The 18,102-nt window shown below is 62.8% G+C and carries 17 protein-coding genes; 4 read left to right on the forward strand and 13 right to left on the reverse strand.

What is annotated here, in order from left to right; all coding sequences use genetic code 11:
- Entirely contained in the window at positions 1-363 is a 363-nt protein-coding gene (apaG, locus tag I6L39_RS02225) for a Co2+/Mg2+ efflux protein ApaG (RefSeq protein ID WP_042074240.1), read from the forward strand.
- Positions 364-369: 6 nt separating this feature from the next.
- Positions 370-1,191: a symmetrical bis(5'-nucleosyl)-tetraphosphatase gene (locus I6L39_RS02230; protein WP_216990909.1), complete on the forward strand. Its 822-nt coding sequence runs from the start codon at positions 370-372 to the stop codon at positions 1,189-1,191.
- A gap of 74 nt (positions 1,192-1,265) precedes the next feature.
- Here the strand turns inward: I6L39_RS02230 and I6L39_RS02235 are convergent, their stop codons facing one another.
- Positions 1,266-1,745, reverse strand: coding sequence for a 2TM domain-containing protein (locus tag I6L39_RS02235; protein ID WP_216990910.1), 480 nt, complete (start codon positions 1,743-1,745; stop codon positions 1,266-1,268).
- 129 nt (positions 1,746-1,874) lie between these two features.
- Positions 1,875-2,864: a luciferase-like monooxygenase gene (locus I6L39_RS02240; RefSeq protein ID WP_216990911.1), complete on the reverse strand. Its 990-nt coding sequence runs from the start codon at positions 2,862-2,864 to the stop codon at positions 1,875-1,877.
- 236 nt (positions 2,865-3,100) lie between these two features.
- Between I6L39_RS02240 and I6L39_RS02245 the strand changes: the two genes are divergently transcribed.
- The gene (locus I6L39_RS02245; RefSeq protein ID WP_254203720.1) at positions 3,101-5,983 is read left to right on the forward strand and encodes an HD domain-containing phosphohydrolase; all 2,883 of its coding nucleotides are present in this window, start codon (positions 3,101-3,103) and stop codon (positions 5,981-5,983) included.
- A 73-nt stretch (positions 5,984-6,056) separates the two neighbouring features.
- Here I6L39_RS02245 and I6L39_RS02250 read toward each other — a convergent pair whose 3' ends face one another.
- The 4 genes from I6L39_RS02250 to rplU form a co-directional block, all read right to left on the reverse strand.
- On the reverse strand, positions 6,057-7,427 hold the full coding sequence (locus tag I6L39_RS02250; protein ID WP_042078336.1) for a YjiH family protein: 1,371 nt from the start codon (positions 7,425-7,427) through the stop codon (positions 6,057-6,059).
- A 368-nt stretch (positions 7,428-7,795) separates the two neighbouring features.
- Positions 7,796-8,998, reverse strand: coding sequence for an Obg family GTPase CgtA (gene cgtA / locus I6L39_RS02255; protein WP_042078334.1), 1,203 nt, complete (start codon positions 8,996-8,998; stop codon positions 7,796-7,798).
- Positions 8,999-9,187: 189 nt separating this feature from the next.
- The gene (rpmA, locus tag I6L39_RS02260) at positions 9,188-9,445 is read right to left on the reverse strand and encodes a 50S ribosomal protein L27 (protein ID WP_010673199.1); all 258 of its coding nucleotides are present in this window, start codon (positions 9,443-9,445) and stop codon (positions 9,188-9,190) included.
- Positions 9,446-9,462: 17 nt separating this feature from the next.
- Positions 9,463-9,774 carry a 50S ribosomal protein L21 gene (gene rplU / locus I6L39_RS02265; protein ID WP_005304210.1) on the reverse strand — a complete coding sequence of 104 codons (312 nt, stop codon included), beginning with the start codon at positions 9,772-9,774 and terminating at the stop codon, positions 9,463-9,465.
- A gap of 242 nt (positions 9,775-10,016) precedes the next feature.
- On the opposite strand from rplU, the gene ispB reads away from it, so the two are divergent.
- Entirely contained in the window at positions 10,017-10,988 is a 972-nt protein-coding gene (gene ispB, locus I6L39_RS02270; protein WP_216990913.1) for an octaprenyl diphosphate synthase, read from the forward strand.
- 67 nt (positions 10,989-11,055) lie between these two features.
- Here the strand turns inward: ispB and I6L39_RS02275 are convergent, their stop codons facing one another.
- The 7 genes from I6L39_RS02275 to mutL all read right to left on the reverse strand — a co-directional run bounded on the left by I6L39_RS02275 (position 11,056) and on the right by mutL (position 18,037).
- The gene (locus I6L39_RS02275) at positions 11,056-11,244 is read right to left on the reverse strand and encodes a DUF2065 family protein (RefSeq protein ID WP_216990914.1); all 189 of its coding nucleotides are present in this window, start codon (positions 11,242-11,244) and stop codon (positions 11,056-11,058) included.
- 76 nt (positions 11,245-11,320) lie between these two features.
- Complete coding sequence (gene hflC, locus I6L39_RS02280; protein WP_025328124.1) at positions 11,321-12,205, reverse strand: protease modulator HflC; 885 nt, start codon at positions 12,203-12,205, stop codon at positions 11,321-11,323.
- 3 nt (positions 12,206-12,208) lie between these two features.
- The gene (hflK, locus tag I6L39_RS02285) at positions 12,209-13,360 is read right to left on the reverse strand and encodes an FtsH protease activity modulator HflK (protein ID WP_216990915.1); all 1,152 of its coding nucleotides are present in this window, start codon (positions 13,358-13,360) and stop codon (positions 12,209-12,211) included.
- Between the two features lie 93 nt (positions 13,361-13,453).
- A complete protein-coding gene (gene hflX, locus I6L39_RS02290) occupies positions 13,454-14,740 on the reverse strand; it encodes a ribosome rescue GTPase HflX (RefSeq protein WP_042078327.1) in 1,287 nt (428 codons plus the stop codon).
- Between the two features lie 63 nt (positions 14,741-14,803).
- Positions 14,804-15,067 (reverse strand): RNA chaperone Hfq, encoded by a 264-nt coding sequence (gene hfq, locus I6L39_RS02295; RefSeq protein WP_005304228.1) that lies wholly within the window; start codon positions 15,065-15,067, stop codon positions 14,804-14,806.
- A 72-nt stretch (positions 15,068-15,139) separates the two neighbouring features.
- A complete protein-coding gene (gene miaA, locus I6L39_RS02300) occupies positions 15,140-16,057 on the reverse strand; it encodes a tRNA (adenosine(37)-N6)-dimethylallyltransferase MiaA (protein WP_114522889.1) in 918 nt (305 codons plus the stop codon).
- A 96-nt stretch (positions 16,058-16,153) separates the two neighbouring features.
- Positions 16,154-18,037, reverse strand: a complete 1,884-nt coding sequence (mutL, locus tag I6L39_RS02305; protein WP_216990916.1) for a DNA mismatch repair endonuclease MutL — start codon at positions 18,035-18,037, stop codon at positions 16,154-16,156.
- Between the last annotated feature and the right edge of the window lie 65 nt (positions 18,038-18,102).

Consider the following 18,102-nt stretch of genomic DNA (forward strand, 5'->3'; position numbering starts at 1 on the left):
ATGGCCACACCCCGGATAGTGGTTCGCCCGCACCCCAGCTATGTGGCGGGCACCCAGGATCCCTACCATTTTCTCTACCTCATCGAGATAGAGAATCTGGGGCCGGGGACCGTGCAGCTGCTGCATCGACGCTGGCTCATCACAGATGCCAATGGCAAGATGCAGGAAGTAGAGGGGCCCGGGGTCGTCGGTGAACAACCCCTGATCGCCCCCGGCGAGACCTTCACCTACCAGAGTGGCGTCCCCCTCGCCACTCCGCTCGGCGTGATGGAAGGCAGCTATATCCTGCAGGATGAATCGGGGCAACGATTCGAGGCCCCCATAGCCCCCTTCACGCTGGCCGTTCCCAACATTATCAACTGAGGTTTCATGGCGAACTGTTTCGTCGGTGATATCCAGGGCTGCTACGACGATTTGCGCCGTCTGCTGGATCTTGCCGAGTTCGACTTCGATAACGACACGCTCTGGCTGTGCGGCGATCTCGTCGCCCGCGGACCGGACTCTCTCAACACCCTGCGTTTCGTCAAATCACTGGGACAGCAGGCCGTGACCGTGCTCGGCAACCATGACCTGCACCTGCTGGCGGTCGCCCACGGGGTCGCCCCTCTCAAGAAGAAGGACAAGCTGCAGGAGCTGATGGAGGCGCCGGATCGGGACGAGCTGCTGGAATGGCTGCGCCACCGCCCGCTGCTGGCGGAGCACCCGGATCTGCCCATCATGATGATCCACGCCGGCCTCTCCCCCGCCTGGGATGCCCACACCGCCCGCAGCTGTGCCCGGGAAGTGGAAACCCTGCTGCGCGGGGATCAGTACAACTGGCTGCTGCACAACATGTATGGCGATCTGCCGGACAGCTGGAACGACAGTCTGGTGGGGATAGAGCGTTACCGTTACATCATCAACAGCTTCACCCGCATGCGGTTCTGCTACTTCGATGGCCGGCTCGACTTCAAGTGCAAGAAGGGCCCCAAGGAGTCCACACCAGGCCTGCGCCCCTGGTTCGAGCAGCGCGAGCACCACGACGACGACCCCATACTGGTGTTCGGCCACTGGGCGGCGCTGATGGGCAAGACCGGCAAGGACGACATCAAGGGGCTGGACACCGGCTGCGTCTGGGGCAACAGCCTCACGATGTGGCGCTACGAGGATGACGCCCTGATAGCGACCCCCTGCCCCGCCTATGCCAAGTGAGGCAAGGAACAGGGATGGGAAATAAAACGGGCCCGGCATTGCCGGGCCCGCTCTTTATGGAATAGAGAAACACCTCACAGCCTGCGCCCCAGCCGTTTCTCCACCTGATGTCGCTCCCATTCCGGCCCGAGCAGCCTGAACGGCTGGAACAGGTTGATGGCGTGGGACATCAGCCCCAGGCCCCAGCCCAGCATGGGCCACCAGGCCCAGATATGGTCCGGGTTGCTCAGGTAGTTGATGACGAACAGGCCCGTCATCACCAGCACATAGCTGATGATGTGGCCGTAGAAGCCCTTGAGCCCCTCGACAAACTTCATCGCCTCCCGCTCGTCCCTGGCCAGGTTCACCCCACCCTCTGTCTCATTCCCTTTCATCTCGCTCTCCTGCAGTTGAGTCACATCGAGCTCAAAGACGGAGGCCAGGGCCTTGAGGGATTCCAGTCCGGGTTGCTGCCCCTGCTCGATCCGCTGAATGGTGCGAACGCTCAGGCCGGTAAAGGCGGCCAACTGCTCCTGTGACCAGCCCCGCTGCAATCTCAATTTCCTGACTATCATCATCGGCTCCTCGTGATATTGGACAGGGCCAGCATAGGGTCGAGTGGCAACAGGCGACACGACAGAGGCCTGACAGCAATCTGACTATCGTTTTAAACCAATGGCTTATATATCATCCCGCCGTTTGGTTCAGAGGCTCTGCATCAGCTCGGCGCCGAGCTCGAACGAGCGCAGCCTCGCCTGGTGATCGACGATGGGGCCGTTGAACATCAGCTCGTCGGCACCGGTCTCGGCCAGCAGGGCCTTGAGACCGTGGCGCACCCGATCCGGATCCCCCACCAGGGAGCGGGCCAGGGTCTGCTCCATGGCCATCAGCTCGCGGGCAGACCACTCCTCCCCCAGCGTCTGCACCGGCAGCGGCAGCTTGCCGGCATCGCCGCGATAGAGCCGCAAGAACTGCTGCTGCAAGGTGGTGAACAGGAAGCGCGCCTCCCGATCGCTGTCGGCGGCGATCAGGTTGACGCAGACCACGGCATAAGGCCTGGGCCAGCGCGCCGAGGGGCGGTACTGGGTGCGGTAGAGCTCCAGCGCCTGCAGCAGCAAACCGGGCGCGAAGTGGGAGGCGAAGCCGAACGGCAGCCCCATGGCCGCCGCCAGCTGGGCGCTATAGAGGCTGGAGCCCAGCAGCCAGATCGGCACGTGCAGCCCCTGACCGGGCACCGCCTGCACGGCGCCAATCTCGTCCCCAAAGTAGCCCATCAACTCGCGCACATCCGCCGGGAAATCGTCCACCTCGCCGCTGCGCTGGCGGCGCAGCGCCTGCATGGTGCGCTGATCGGTGCCGGGGGCCCGCCCCAGCCCGAGATCGATCCGATCCGGATAGAGGGAACTTAGCGTGCCGAACTGCTCGGCGATGACCAGCGGCGAGTGGTTTGGCAGCATGATGCCGCCCGCCCCGAGCCGCAGGGTGTTGGTGCCGCCGGCCAGGTGACCGATGAGCACGGCGGTGGCGGCGCTGGCAATCCCCGGCATGTTGTGATGCTCCGCCAGCCAGTAGCGGTGATAGCCACAGCGCTCCGCATGGCGGGCCAGATCCAGCGAATGGCGGAACGACTCGGCCGGCAAGGCGCCTTCGGGCACGGGCACCAGATCCAGCACGGAATAGGGAACGACAGACATGGGACACTCCATTGATTCACAGGCCATTTGCCAGTGGAGCAATGTAGCACGAGATATCTGAATGAATCACGTGACCACAGGAGTGTGCCGGACTGGGCGCCCTCTCCCGTCCGAAGCTCAGACTCAGGATGCACGCCGTCCTCACACACCACCCGATCAGGCCCTATGCTTTTTGTCATCCTGCGAGCACACTCTCAGGAGATCATCACGGCGATCGCCGGGACAAGGACAGGTCCATGACAACAGCACGCCTCAGTCGAAAACCCTTTTACGTACACATTGCCACCCTCTTCATTCTGCTCTTCTCCCTGCTGGGAGGGGCCCTCATCGTGCTGCAGTTCCAGCAGGGCATGCGGCTAGGGCTGGAACACGAACGACAGAGCTTCCAGCACTACCGGGAGCAGCTGGCGCTCGCCTTCAAGCTGAACCAGCGCCCGGCGCACATGTCACTGAGCCTCCTGCGCAGCGGCCAGCTGGCCGCCATGACCAGCCTGGAGGAGCGGCTCGCCTATCTGCCCCAACTGGCCGAAGTGCTGGCAAACAGCGCCAGCTATGGCGCCATCTATGCCGGTTACGAGAACGGCGACTTCTTCCTGGTGCGCAAGCTGACCGAGCGGGCAAAGGGGGCGCTGGACAACCCGCCGCCCGAGAGCCGCCTGCTGGTCCAGAGCCTGAGCCAGGGCCGGGGGGAGTTTCTCTATTTTGACCAGCGGCAGCGGCTGCTGGAGCGGCGTCCCATGCCGGACTACCGTTTCGATCCCCGCGACCGTGGCTGGTACAAGCAGGCACGCTGGAGCACCGGCATCATAGTGACCCATCCCTATCTCTTCTTCACCACCCGGGAGCCGGGCATGACGCTGGCGGTGGAGAGCGACGATCGCCGGGCGGTGATCGGGCTGGACGCCGGCGTGGAGGGGCTCTCCTCCCTCATCGGTGAGCTGCCTCTTCCCAGCCACAGCCAGCTGGTGCTGTTCGACGAGGCCGGCACCCTGCTGGCAACGGATCCCGAGCGGTTGCCCAGCTTCGACCAGCTGAGCCGCCTGCCCATGCTGTCGGCGCTCCAGCACCCGATCCTCACCAAGCTGCAACAGGAGATGGCCACCCAGCCCACCCTGCTGCACCAGTCCGCCGAGCTGACGCTGTACGATGGCAATGGCTCCGACTGGCTCGTCAACCTCTCGGCCCTCGGGGAGGGCTCTCCCTTCTACCTCGCCCTGCTGGTGCCGGCGGAAGTGCTGACCGCGCCGGCCCGTCAGGATGCCCTGCGCAACCTGGCCTGGGCATGTGCCGGCTTGCTGCTGCTGCTGCCCGTCATCTGGCTGGCGGCGCGGCGCACGGCCACCCCCTTGCTGGCACTGACCCAGGAGGCCGAGCGGATCCAGCATTTCGACTTCGGCGAGAGCGAGGGCCCGGACTCGGCGATCCGGGAGATAGACGACCTGGCCCGCGCCATGTCCAGCATGCGCCTGACCCTGGGCAACTTCATGAACATGGGGCGGGCGCTGATGGCTGAACACCGCTTCGACTCCCTGCTCAACCGCATCCTGCACGAGACGGTGGCGGCGGCCCAGGCAGAAGGGGGTTGTCTCTACCTGGCGAAGGAGAAACAGATGCAGGCCGTGCAGGCCATCTGGCAGTCGCAGCCGCTGGCCTGTGAACGGGTGCACTGGCAGACGGCGCTGCTCGGCGGACTCTACCACACGGATCGCCTCAGCCTGCCCCTCGATGAGGAGCAGTGGTCCCGCTACCTCGCCGACTGGGGCCCCTTCCCCGGCCCACGCCAACTGCTGGCCGAGCCCCTGTACAACCATCGCCAGGAGCTGATCGGCTGCCTGTTGCTGGTGCTGCCGGACTGTGCCCCCCGGGAGCTGGCATCGCGCATCAGCCTCATCGAGGCGCTGGCCGGCATGTCGGCCTCCGCCATCGAAAACCAGCGCCTGCTGGAGGAGCAGAAGCAGCTGCTGGAGGCCTTCATCGAACTGATCGCGGGAGCCATCGACGCCAAGAGCCCCTATACCGGCGGCCACTGCCAGCGCGTGCCCGAGCTGACCCGGATGCTGACACAGGCCGCCTGCGATCAGCAGCAAGGCCCCTTCAAGGACTTTCGCCTCAACGACGAGGAGTGGGAGGCCATCCATATCGCGAGCTGGCTGCACGACTGCGGCAAGGTCACCACCCCGGAGTTCGTGGTGGACAAGGCCACCAAGCTGGAGACCATCTACGACAGGATCCACGAGATCCGCACCCGCTTCGAGGTGCTCAAGCGCGACGCCCATATCGACGCGCTGGCGGCCCGGCTGCCGGCCTCGGAGCGGCAGGCGGCCGAGGAGGAGGCCGGCCCGCGCTGGCACGCCCTGGACGAGGAGTTCGCCTTCGTCGCCGAATGCAATCTGGGTGGGGAGTGGATGGCGCCGGAGAAGCTGGAGCGACTCGCCACCATCGCCAATCGCACCTGGCTGCGCACCCTGGACGATCGCCTCGGCATCAGCCAGGAGGAGCTCAGGCGCCACCCCGGCCCCTCCCCCCTGCCCTGCCGCGAGACGCTGCTCGCCGACAAGCCGGTTCACCTGATCCCCCGCCCCGCCCAGGACAACCTCGCCCGCCACAACCCCTGGGGCTTCAAGGTGCGGGTACCCGCCCACCTCTACAACAGGGGCGAGCACTACAACCTCGCCATCGGCCGAGGCACGCTCACCGAGGAGGAGCGCTACAAGATCAACGAGCACATCATCCAGACCATCCGCATGCTGGAGCGGCTCCCCTTCCCCCAGCACCTTCGCAAGGTGCCGGAGATAGCGGGAGGCCATCACGAGCGGATGGACGGCACCGGTTATCCGCGCCAGTTGCAGGGGGTGCAGATGAGCATCCCCGCCCGCATCATGGCCATTGCCGACATCTTCGAGGCGCTGACCGCGAGCGACCGCCCCTACAAGTCGGGCAAGACGGTCTCCCAGTCCCTGGCCATCATGCAGAAGATGGTGCAGGAGCATCACATAGACCCGGCCCTGTTTGCCCTCTTCATCGAGAGCGGCATCTGGCGGGACTATGCGAAGCGCTTCCTCGCCCCCCAGCAGCTGGACGAGGCGGCCTGTCAGGCCCTGTTGGCGGAGGCGCACTGAGCCGCTCCAGCCCGCATAATCCCATAAAAAAACGGTCAACCCAGGTTGACCGTTTTTCGTGTGGGGCCGTCTCTTAGAACAGCAGGTGGGCGACGCCGGCGATCACCGGCAGGGTGATCAGGGTGCGCAGCAGGAAGATGACGAACAGCTCCCACAGCTTGACCGGGATCTTGCTGCCCAGCAGCAGGGCTCCCACTTCCGACATATAGATAAGCTGGGTGACCGACATGGCGGCGATCACGAAGCGGGTGATGTCGCTCTCTATGGTGGACGCCAGCACCGCCGGGATGAACATGTCGGCGAAGCCCACCATGATGGTCTTGGACGCGGCTTCTGCCTCCGGCAGTTGCAGCAGTTCCAGCAAGGGAACAAACGGCGCCCCCAGCCAGTTGAAGATGGGGGTATGCTCCGCCAGCATCAGGGCACAGGTGCCGATCGCCATCACCACGGGCAGCACGCCGAACACCATGTCCAGGGCATTCTTCACCCCTTCCCGCGCCACGGCGCCCATGTCGGTCATGCTGTCGGCCTTGGCCAGGGCGCGCTGATAGCCATAGCTCAGCACGCTGTGCTGGTGGGGGATCGCCTCCTGCTTGCGGCACAGCGGGGTGCCGTCGCTGTAGACATCCTTCTTCCAGGAGAGCGGCGGCAGGCGCGGGACCACGATGGCCGCCACCACGCCGGCCAGGCAGACGGTGAGGTAGAAGGGCACGAACATGTGCTCCAGCTTCACCTGGGAGATCACCACCAGGCAGAAGGTGATGGAGACCGCGGAGAAGGTGGTGCCGATGACGGCGGCTTCCCGCTGGGTATAGAACTTGCCTTCATACTGCTTGCTGGTGAGCAGGATGCCGACACTGCCGTCCCCGAGCCAGGAGGCGAAGCAGTCCACCGCGGAGCGCCCTGGCAGGCGGAACACAGGGCGCATGATGCGGGTCATCATGGTGCCGACGAACTCCAGCAGGCCGAAGTCCAGCAGCAGCGGCAGCAGCAGGCCGGCGAAGATGAACACCGAGAACAGCACGGGCAGCAGGTCGTGCAGCACCAGGCCACCGGTCGCCCCGGAGCGCAACGCCTCGGGACCGGCCTCGAAGAAGGTCAGCAAGACGAAGATGCCCCCCAGCACCCGCACGCAGGCCCAGAAGGGGGAGACGTTGAACAGGCTGTTGAGGAAGGGACGCCTCACCAGGATCGCCGGCTTGAACAGCCAGGCGACCAGGGTCATCAGCATGGTGGTGGTGATGATGGCGCTGACCATGGCGACCAGGTGGTCGGCAAACACCGTCTGCACCAGCTTCGCCAGCACGGCCACGGGGATGGTGACATTGCCGTCATAGATGACCGGGGTCATGAACAGCAGGATCCCGATGAGCGACGGGATCAAAAACATCAGCACGTTGCGGCGAGTGCGGATCGCCGGTGCCTCCAGGGTCTTTTCCAACATGATAGACAACCTTAAATGTGACTTTTCCTTCAGCCAGGCCACCTGCATATCCATGCCCTCACCCGGCAAACGGGCGCAAGAATAACGTAAAAAACTGCACAAACAAGCTTTTAATACATTATTTCAAGCATAAATATTTTATCAGGCGAACCATCCATAAGAACAAACCAAAACAGTCATGCATATCAATTCATTTTTGATGGTTAGCATAATGTTTCATACAGGTTAAGTTCAGGTGCGCAGTATAATGGGTTGCGGCTGGCAGGCAATAAATGACATGAGAAATATATCTATAGGGTGATCCCGTCGATCCTCCCATAAAAAAACCGGAGCCTGTCAGGGCTCCGGTCTTGTCACGAGAGAGAGGCTCAGTCGCGGACGTAGATCACTTCGACGCCGTCGTCGTCCTCATCGTCCCAGTCATCGTCATCCAGGCTGTCATCAAAGGCCTTTGAAGCCGCCAGGGCGTCGGCTTCCGCCTTGGCCAGCTGATTCTTGTGGTAGTCGTCCCACTTGAACTCCACCTTCTCGATGGCTTCCCTGGCATCCTCCGCCAGCTGACGGGGCATGGTGTCCAGTAGATCCAGGATGTCGTAGCACACCTTCTTGGTGCCTTCCTTGCTGATGGCGGTGATGGCGTAGACCGGACCTTCGTGGTTGAGGGCGGCCTTGACTCTGTCCATCACTTCCTGAGCCTCTTCTTCCAGGATCAGGTCCATCTTGTTGAACACCAGCCAGCGCGGCTTGCCCGCCAGCTCGGGGCTGTATTTCTCCAGCTCCCGGACTATGGTGACGGCGTTCTCAGCAGGATCGGAGCCATCCACCGGGCAGATGTCCACCAGGTGGATCAGCACGCGGCAGCGCTCCAGGTGCTTGAGGAAGCGGATCCCGAGGCCGGCGCCTTCGGCGGCCCCCTCGATCAGACCCGGAATGTCGGCGATGACGAAGGAGCGGGAGTTCTCGCCACGCACCACGCCGAGGTTTGGCACTAGCGTGGTGAAGGGGTAGTCGGCCACTTTCGGACGGGCCGCGGAAACGGCGCGGATAAAGGTGGACTTGCCCGCATTGGGCAGGCCCAGCATGCCGACGTCCGCCAGCAGCAGCAGTTCCAGCCTCAGGGTGCGCACTTCACCCGGAGTGCCATTGCTCTTCTGGCGCGGCGCCCGGTTGACCGAGCTCTTGAAGCGGGTGTTGCCAAGGCCGTGGAAGCCGCCCTTGGCGACCAGCAGCTTCTGATCATGGCTGGTCAGATCCCCCAGCAGCTCGCCGGTATCCTCGTCGGTGGCGCGGGTCCCCACTGGCACGCGCAGGATCTTGTCCTTGCCGCGACGGCCGGTACAGTTGGCGCTCTGGCCATTCTCGCCCCGCTCGGCGGCGTGGAAACGCTCGAAGCGGTAGTCGATCAGGGTGTTCAGGTTTTCATCGGCAACCAGATAGACGTCACCGCCGTCACCGCCGTCACCGCCATCCGGGCCACCGTTCGGGATGTACTTCTCACGGCGGAAGCTCACACAACCGTTACCACCGTCACCGGCATCGACTCGAATCTGGACTTCATCAACAAACTTCATAGGTAACCGTCACCTTAATTCGAAAAACCGATACGCAATTATAGTGATACGGGCCCCTTCGGGCGAGGCGCATCTGGCCGATGAGGCCCGTCTGCGCCGGCTCATCCGCGTGCCGTTTTTTCGTCAAACTCATCAGAAAAACAAAAGCCCCGCCAGGTTGGCGGGGCTTCGGATCCTTGCGGTCCGTAATTACTCAGCAACGATGCTGACGTACTTACGATTCTGCGGACCTTTAACTTCGAACTGCACTTTACCGTTCGCGGTAGCGAACAGAGTGTGGTCCTTGCCCAGACCAACGTTCTCACCAGCGTGGAACTTGGTGCCGCGCTGACGAACGATGATGCTGCCAGCCAGAACTGTTTCGCCGCCGAAACGCTTCACGCCCAGGCGTTTAGCTTCAGAATCGCGACCGTTGCGGGATGAACCGCCAGCTTTTTTGTGTGCCATCTATCGGACTCCTCTAATTAAGCGCTGATGCCAGTGATTTTGACTTCAGTGAACCACTGACGGTGGCCCGCTTGCTTACGGTGGTGCTTACGACGACGGAACTTGACGATAGTCACTTTCTCGCCACGGCCGTGAGCCACAACTTCAGCTACAACCTTGCCACCTTCAACGAAAGGAGCACCTACTTTGAAAGTGTCGCCTGCAGCAACCATCAGCACTTCGTTGAAGTCGATGGTAGCGCCAGTCTCAACGTTCAGCTTTTCCAGACGAACGATTTGACCTTCGGCCACACGGTGTTGTTTTCCGCCGCTTTGGAATACCGCGTACATTTGATTAACTCCGTAAAGGCGTGTCTTTTGCTCAAGGCCAGACACGCGCAAAAACCTATAACAATGGGCGGGCATTCTACGCAGAACGATTTGCCGAGGCAAGGCCAATTTAGCAAAAAGTTTATTTTGTGCGCATATCTGCCGCCGTGAATAAACGCCTAACTGTAACCCATTGTGAAATCGTGTAGAATCCCCGCCATTGCTAAAAACGCAGTAAATGCTGCCGTCACGTTACGAGACTTATGGACCAACAGACTATCCGTGCGCTCTGTGCCGCCGACATGACGGCGGTCAATGAACTGATCCTGGCGAGGCTCCAGTCCGATGTCAGCCTGATCAACCAGCTGGGTTTCTATATTGTCAGTGCCGGCGGCAAACGGATGCGCCCCATGCTGACCGTGATGGCCGCCCGCGCCCTGGGCTACGAGGGTGAAGACCACCTGAAACTGGCCGCCATCATCGAATTCATCCACACCTCCACCCTGCTGCACGACGACGTGGTCGACGAGTCCGACCTGCGCCGCGGCCGGGAGACCGCCAACGCCCTGTTCGGCAATGCCGCCAGCGTCCTGGTGGGCGACTACCTCTATAGCCGCTCCTTCCAGATGATGAGCGAGCTCTCCAATCTGAAGGTGATGGAGATCCTGTCGGATGCCACCAACACCATCGCCGAAGGGGAAGTGCTGCAGTTGATGAACTGCAACGATCCGGACACCACGGAAGAGAGCTATATGACGGTCATCTACTGCAAGACCGCCAAGCTGTTCGAGGCCGCCACCCGCCTCGCCGCCGTGCTGACCCATCAGCCCGCCCCCATCGAACAGGCCATGACCGACTACGGCAAGTATCTCGGCACCGCCTTCCAGATCATCGACGACGTCATGGACTACTGCTCCCAGAGCGACGAGATGGGCAAGAACGTGGGCGACGATCTGGCCGAGGGCAAGCCGACCCTGCCGCTGCTACGCGCCATGGAAGTGGGTACCCCGGAAGAGCGCCAGCTGGTGCGCAACGCCATCGAGCACCGCAACGGCATGGATCACCTGGAGCGCATCCTGGCCATCCTGGATCGCACCGGCGCCCTGGAGTACTCCCGCGAGCGGGCCCGGGAAGAGGCCGACAAGGCCATCGCCGCCCTCGCCATCCTGCCGGATTCGCAGCACAAGCAGGCCCTGGCCACTCTGGCCCACATGGCGGTACAGCGCAGCGCCTGAGTCGTGTCGCGCATCCATGAAAAAAGAGGCCATTGGCCTCTTTTTTCATGCACTATCGTCGGGGCGGCTAGTGGCCCAGCACCCAGAGGATGACGGCCCCCGCCACCACCAGGCAGCCACCGATACGGCGCAACTGTTCAGGCGGCTGATCGCTCAGCAGCCGCAGCATCTGCTGCCAGGCCTTAGGCGCCAGCAAGGGGCCAAGCCCTTCGAACAACAGCAACAAGCCCAGACCCATCAGGATGGATGTCAGCATCCCTCCTCCTCATGAAATAGCCTCACCATGGAAAAGGGCCTGAATGCTCAGGCCCTTTGCGATCACCACTCGGTGCTTACTGCTTGTCACCGTGAGGCGACTTGAGGTAGCGGAAGAACTCGCTGTCCGGCTTCAGCACCATGAGGTCGTTGCCACCGGCGAAGCTCTTGCGATAGGCCTCCATGCTGCGCACGAAGCTGAAGAACTCGGGGTCCTTCTTGTAGCTGTCGGCGTAGATCCTGGCGGCCTCGGCATCCCCTTCACCGCGCAGCTGGCGGGCGTTGCTCTCGGCGTCGGCGATCATCACGGTCACCTTGCGGTCGATGTCGGCGCGCAGTATCTCGGCCTGCTCGCGGCCCTGTGAACGGTGTTCACGGGCGACCGCGGTCCGCTCGGCCCGCATCCGCTGATAAATGGAGCTGGAGACTTCCACCGGCAGGTTGATCTGCTTGATGCGCACATCCACCACCTTGATGCCGAGCTCGGAGGAGCGCGCCATCTTCATCAGGGCATCTTCCATCACGGTACTGCGCTCGCCGGAGACGATGTCCTTGATGGTGCGGTTACCGATCTCGGAACGCAGACCGTTGTTGATCTTGCGCTTGAGCAGGTCTTCGGCCTGGATCTTGTTGCCACCGCCGGTCGCCAGATAGTACTTGGAGAAGTCCTCGATCTTCCACTTCACGTAGGAGTCGATGATGAGGTCTTTCTTCTCGGAAGTGACGAAGCGGTCCGCCTGGCCTTCCAGGGTCTGGATGCGGGCATCCATCTTGCGCACCTGGTCGATGAGCGGCACCTTGAAGTGCAGGCCCGGTTCATAGAGTCGCGGCTCGCCGGAGTCGACCCGCTTCACCTTGCCAAACTGCACCACTATGCCCTTCTGGCCTTCATCGACGATGAAGACGGAAGAGAAGCAGACCATGGCGGCCACAGCGATGACACCAATAGCTATTTTCTTCATCTATCAGTTTCTCCCTGAGCTGAAACGGTCACCGCCACGGAGCGGGGTCGGCGTGGAGTTGGCCCCTTCGTTGGACGGCGGGGTCGGCTCGACTGCCGGTGTGCCGGCCGGACGCGCCGGTTGCACGGCATTGGCCTTGCCAGAGAGCTTGTCGAGCGGCAGATAGATCATGCTGTTGTTGCCGGCCGGCATGTCCACCACCACCTTGTTGGTCTGTTGATACAGCTCTTCCATGGTTTCCAGGTAGATACGATCACGGGTCAGCTCGGGGGCGGCCTGATACTGGGGCAGCAACTCGTTGAAGCGGGCCACTTCACCCTGGGCCTTCAGCACGATCTGGGACTTGTAGGCTTCGGCCTCCTGCTCCAGACGCTTGACCTGGCCGCGGGCCTTCGGCTCCACTTCGCGGGCATAGGCTTCCGCTTCACGGATGAAACGCTGCTCATCTTCCTGGGCAGAGATGGCGTCATCGAAGGCGTCCTTCACCTCTTCCGGCGGACGCGCCGGCAGGAAGTTGACGTCGACGATCTGCAGGCCCATGTGATAGGGCTCGATGATGCTGTCGATCACCTGCCAGGTCTCCTGGCGCACCTTCTCACGGCCGGTGGTCAGCACGTCGTCCATCCGGGTGTGGCCCACCACGTAGCGCAGGGCGCTGTCGGTGGCCTGACTCAGACTCTCGTCGGCGTTGGTCACGCTGAACAGGTACTGCTCGGGATCGACCACGCGATACTGCACGTCCATCTCGACCCGCACCACGTTCTCGTCCTGGGTCAGCATGAAGCCGGAGGCCGGCAGGGAACGGACGGACTCCACGTCCACCGGGATCACTCTATCGATGAAGGTCGGCTTCCAGCGCAGGCCCGGATCCACGTTGTGGGAGTACTCGCCAAAGCGCAGCACCACGCCCCGCTCGGCTTCGCGAATGGTGTAGAAGCCGCTGACGACCCACACCACCACGGCCACCACCAGCGCGATGGAGAGGCCAAACTTGCCCACGTCACCACCACCGGATTTGCCGCCACCGAGCAGGCCGCCGAAACGACGGCTCACCTTGCGCAGCATCTCGTCCAGATCAGGGGGCCCCTGATTCTTGCCGTTGTTCCCCCAGGGGTCACGGTCTTTGCCATTGTTACCAGGCTCATTCCAAGCCATCAGCGTCTCCATTAATACATGCGGATGGATATCATCTCTATCGGGCCACAGAGGGGCGATGAAATCAGCAAACCATTTATGTTCATCGACCCATCAATGCCTGATAAAGCGTTGTAAACTCTCACCTTCTTGTTTCATGAGGCGGTTCCAGTCGGCCAGTTGCAGGCGCACCTCCAGGACAAAATCCCCCTCCTCGCTGAAACCTTCCTGCTCGATGCCCTTGAGCCGATAGAGCGCACTGCGCAATCTGGCGGCCGACGGCGGCAACTGCAGGGTGTGATGGACCATGGAGCCGGCCAGCAGTTCGGTCAGGGCCTGGAACAGGCATTCGCTGCCTTCCCCGGTCTGGGCCGACAGCCAGACCCGCACCGGACGCCCTGCCTCATCCCGCTCAAGACCGGCCGGGCGATCGCTCAGCTTGTCGATCTTGTTGCAGATCATCAGCTGGGGACGGTCGTCCGCCTCGATCTCGGCCAGGACTCGCTGGACCGAGTCGATATTCTCCTGCATCTGCTCATCGGCACAGTCCACCACGTGCAGCAGCAGGTCCGCCTCGCGGGTCTCCTGCAGCGTCGCCTTGAAGGCCGCGACCAGATCATGGGGCAAGTGTCGAATAAATCCAACTGTATCCGCCAGGATCACATCACCCACATCCTGGATCACCAATTTGCGCAGGGTGGGATCCAGGGTTGCGAACAATTGGTCGGCAGCATACACGCTGGCATCTGTAAGTTGGTTGAACAAAGTGGATTTTCCGGCGTTGGTGTAACCCACCAGGGAAACGGTCGGCACTTCGTTGCGGTTGCGGGCACGTCGCCCCTGTTCCCGCTGCTTGGCCACCTTGTCGAGTCGGCGCAGAATCGCCTTGATGCGCTCGCGCAGCAGGCGGCGGTCGGTTTCAAGCTGGGTTTCACCCGGGCCGCGCAGACCAATCCCGCCCTTCTGTCGTTCGAGGTGGGTCCAGCCTCGCACCAGGCGAGTGGAAAGATGGCGCAACTGGGCCAGTTCGACCTGCAACTTGCCTTCGTGAGTGCGGGCGCGCTGGGCGAAGATATCGAGGATCAGGCCGGTCCTGTCCACCACCCGGCACTGGAACAGACGCTCCAGGTTGCGTTCCTGGGCGGGGGTCAGGGCATGGTTGAAGATGACCACGTCCGCATCCAGCATCTGGACCTGGGACGCGATCTCTTCCGCCTTGCCACTGCCGACAAAAAATTTGGCGCTGGGTGCGCTGCGACTGGTGGTGATCACCGCCAGCGCATTGACCCCGGCCGAGCTCACCAGCATCTTGAGCTCGTCCAGATCCTCCCGCTCCCCCTCATCGCTGAAGTTGACATGTACCAGAACGGCCTGTTCACCAGCTTCGTAACGGTCAAACAAGCGCTTGCTCCTTGACAGGTATCATGATGGATCTGAGTTGGCGAGTGGGCTCGCCGCGGGATATCACGCCTCGGCTTCACCCTGCTCTTCACCGGCGGCGCCCTGGGCGTGCTGGTGGTGGTTGACGGCACGGGCCGGCACCACGGTGGAAATGGCGTGCTTGTAGACCATCTGGCTCACGGTGTTCTTCAGCAGAATGACAAACTGGTCAAACGATTCGATCTGACCCTGCAGTTTGATGCCGTTCACCAAATAGATAGAAACAGGAATCCGCTCACGGCGCAGCGCATTCAAAAACGGGTCTTGGAGAGATTGCCCCTTAGCCATCTTTCTTTTCCTTATAGTTTGTTGTTTTTAAACACCGGATATTCAATATAACAACCTGATTATACAGGAGTGTCAAGCCGGACCAGCTCGGGCGACGACCCTTGCCAGATTGTCAGACTCACCAGATTCCAACCAGGTCACATCAGACCAACCGCGCAACCAGGTCATCTGACGCTTGGCCAACTGGCGGGTGGCAACAATGCCGCGATAGCGCATCTCATCATACTCTACTTCCCCCGCCAGGTAGTCCCACATTTGGCGGTAGCCCACGCAGCGGATGGAGGGGAGATCCGGGGTGAGATCCCCCCGCTCGTACAGCGCCCTCACCTCCTGCTCGAAACCGCTCTGCAGCATCTTGTCGAAACGCTGTTCGATGCGCTGGTGCAGCACGGCGCGATCCTTCGGGGCGATGGCAAACTGTGCCACCCGGTAGGGCAGCCCCTCCCCCTGCACCCGGGTCAGCTCGGTGAGGGTCTTGCCGCTGATGCGGTACACCTCGAGCGCCCGACTGAGCCGCTGCGGGTCATTGGGGTGGATGCGGGCCCCCGCCACCGGATCGATGCGCACCAGCTCGTCGTGGAGCGCCTGCCAGCCGAGGCGGGCCGCCTCCTCCTCGATGCCGGCCCGCACGGCCGGATCGGCTGACGGCAGCGGAGAAAGTCCCTCCAGCAACGCCTTGAAGTAGAGCATGGTGCCGCCCACCAACAGCGGAATGCGGCCGCGGTCGGCGATCTCTTTCATCTCCCGCAGCGCATCGCGGCAAAAATCCGCCGCCGAATAGCTCACGGCGGGATCCAGGATGTCGATCAGCCGGTGCGGCGCCAGGGCCAGCTCGGCGGCGCTCGGTTTGGCGGTGCCGATATCCATGCCGCGATAGATGAGTGCGGAGTCCACACTGATGATGTCGCAGGGCAGCGCCTGGCACAGTTCGATGGCGAGATCCGTCTTGCCGGAGGCCGTGGGCCCCATCAGAAAAATTGCAGTCGGCAAGTCAGCCACGTGAAACACTCCCCTGGCACGGTCGCCCCGTCGAAGGCGCACCGGCAAAAAACTGGTCAATAAATGCAAGCGACGGCGGGCTAACCCTCAATCGCCTTCGGTAAAGGCGGCCAGCACGCTCGCCAGCGACAGCGGGCGCACCAGGCGCGCGTCTACCAGTTGGTCACTGAAATCGGCAACAAGTTCCGTCAGCAGCCGGTTGGCGGTGGCAAAATCGTATATTTTATCGGTACTTATGCCTTGCTCCACCAGCCATTGGCATAGTACCCCAGCCTGCTCGCCGGCATCACTGTCAGATCCGCTCTCGATCAATTGCAGCAATTCGGGTAAGAGGCGCACCAGATCGGTCTGACGCAGCAGGGCGGGCACCCGAGTCAGGATCATGGTGTCGCGTCCGCCGCTTTTCAACTCCAGCCCCATGCGTTTGAGCAGGCGCTCCCGCGCCTCCACCAGGGCGACGAGGTGTTTCGGCAGCTTGAAGGAGACCGGCAGCAGCAGAGGCTGGGCTGCCAGCCCCTGGCCCCAGGCGTCCAGCAACCAGTGGCGCAGCAGCAGGCGCTCCGCCCGTACCAGGGAGAGCAGCGCCAGCTGGCCGCTGCGCTCCAGCAGCAGATAGGCCTGTTCCACTAGGGTCAGGGCGCGCCACTCCCCCGTTCGGGCTGGCGTCTCGACGGCACCGCTCTCGGCTACGGGCAGGGATGCCGGCGTCGCCACCTCCGGCAGGGTGGTGAGCAGGGCCCCCATGCCCCGCATCGCCGCCCGACTCGGGGGCTCGGGGGGCTGGTAGTTTCCGCCTCTGCCGCCACCGCCTTCCCGCACGGCGCCCTCGTCCCTCGTCTGGGCGGGGGGCCGGTAACTGTGCTCGGCGCCATACCACTCGGTGCGCGGCGCCTGACCGGGATAAGTGACCTCCGGGCTGCCAGGCAGCTCGACCAGGGTTTCGGCCAGCGGCTCCTCGGTGGCCGCGCCAACCCCTTCACGGCGCAGGGCGGTAAAGAGCGCCTGGAAGATGAAGTCATGGATGAGGCGCGCCTGATGGAAGCGCACCTCGTGCTTGGCGGGGTGGACGTTCACGTCCACCTGACGGGGATCCAGCTCGATGTAGAGCACATAGGCCGCGAACCGGTCGGTCGGCAGCAGTTCGTCATAGGCCTGCCGGATGGCGTGGTTGATGAGCTTGTCGCGCATCATGCGGCCGTTGACATAGGTGTATTGCAGATCGTTTTGCGGCCTGGCGCCGGCGGGCGTGGCCAGCCAGCCCCAGAGCCGCACGTCGCTATGTTCGCTCGACACCGCCAGGGCGTGGTGCATGAAGGGAGAGCCGCAGACGGCGGCGAGCCGGCGCTCCTGCTCCGCCACCGTGTTCGCGGCCTTGTACTGGCGCACCACCTTGCCGTTGTGGCGCAGGATCAGGGTGACGTCGAAACGGGAGAGCGCGATGCGCCGCACCAGCTCGTCGATGTGGGCAAACTCGGTCTTTTCGCTGCGCATGAACTTGCGCCGCGCCGGGGTGTTGAAGAAGAGGTCCACCACCTCCACAGTGGTGCCCACCGGGTGGGCCGCCGGCTTGACGGTGACGCTCATCTCGCGCCCTTCCGCCTGGGCCTGCCAGGCTTCGGCCTGCTCCGCCGTGCGGGAGGTAAAGGTGAGGCGAGCCACCGAGCTGATGGAGGCGAGCGCCTCGCCGCGAAACCCCAGGCTGTTGATCCCTTCCAGATCGTCCAGGGTGGCGACCTTGGAGGTGGCGTGGCGCGACAGCGCCAGCACCAGCTCATCCCTGGCGACGCCACAGCCGTTGTCACGGATGCGGATGAGCTTGGCGCCCCCCTTGTCGATGTCGATCTCGACCCGGTCGGCCCCCGCATCCAGGCTGTTCTCCACCAGCTCCTTCACCACGGAGGAGGGCCGCTCCACCACCTCACCGGCAGCAATCTGGTTGGCCAGAATCGGCGGCAATATACGGATTGGCATCGCGTACTCCTGAAGGTTGAGGGTGTGAGGGGATGGGCTTGACACCATGAACATTCGCCGCATCC

This window comes from Aeromonas sp. FDAARGOS 1409 (assembly GCF_019048705.1).
Classification (GTDB): domain Bacteria; phylum Pseudomonadota; class Gammaproteobacteria; order Enterobacterales; family Aeromonadaceae; genus Aeromonas; species Aeromonas sanarellii.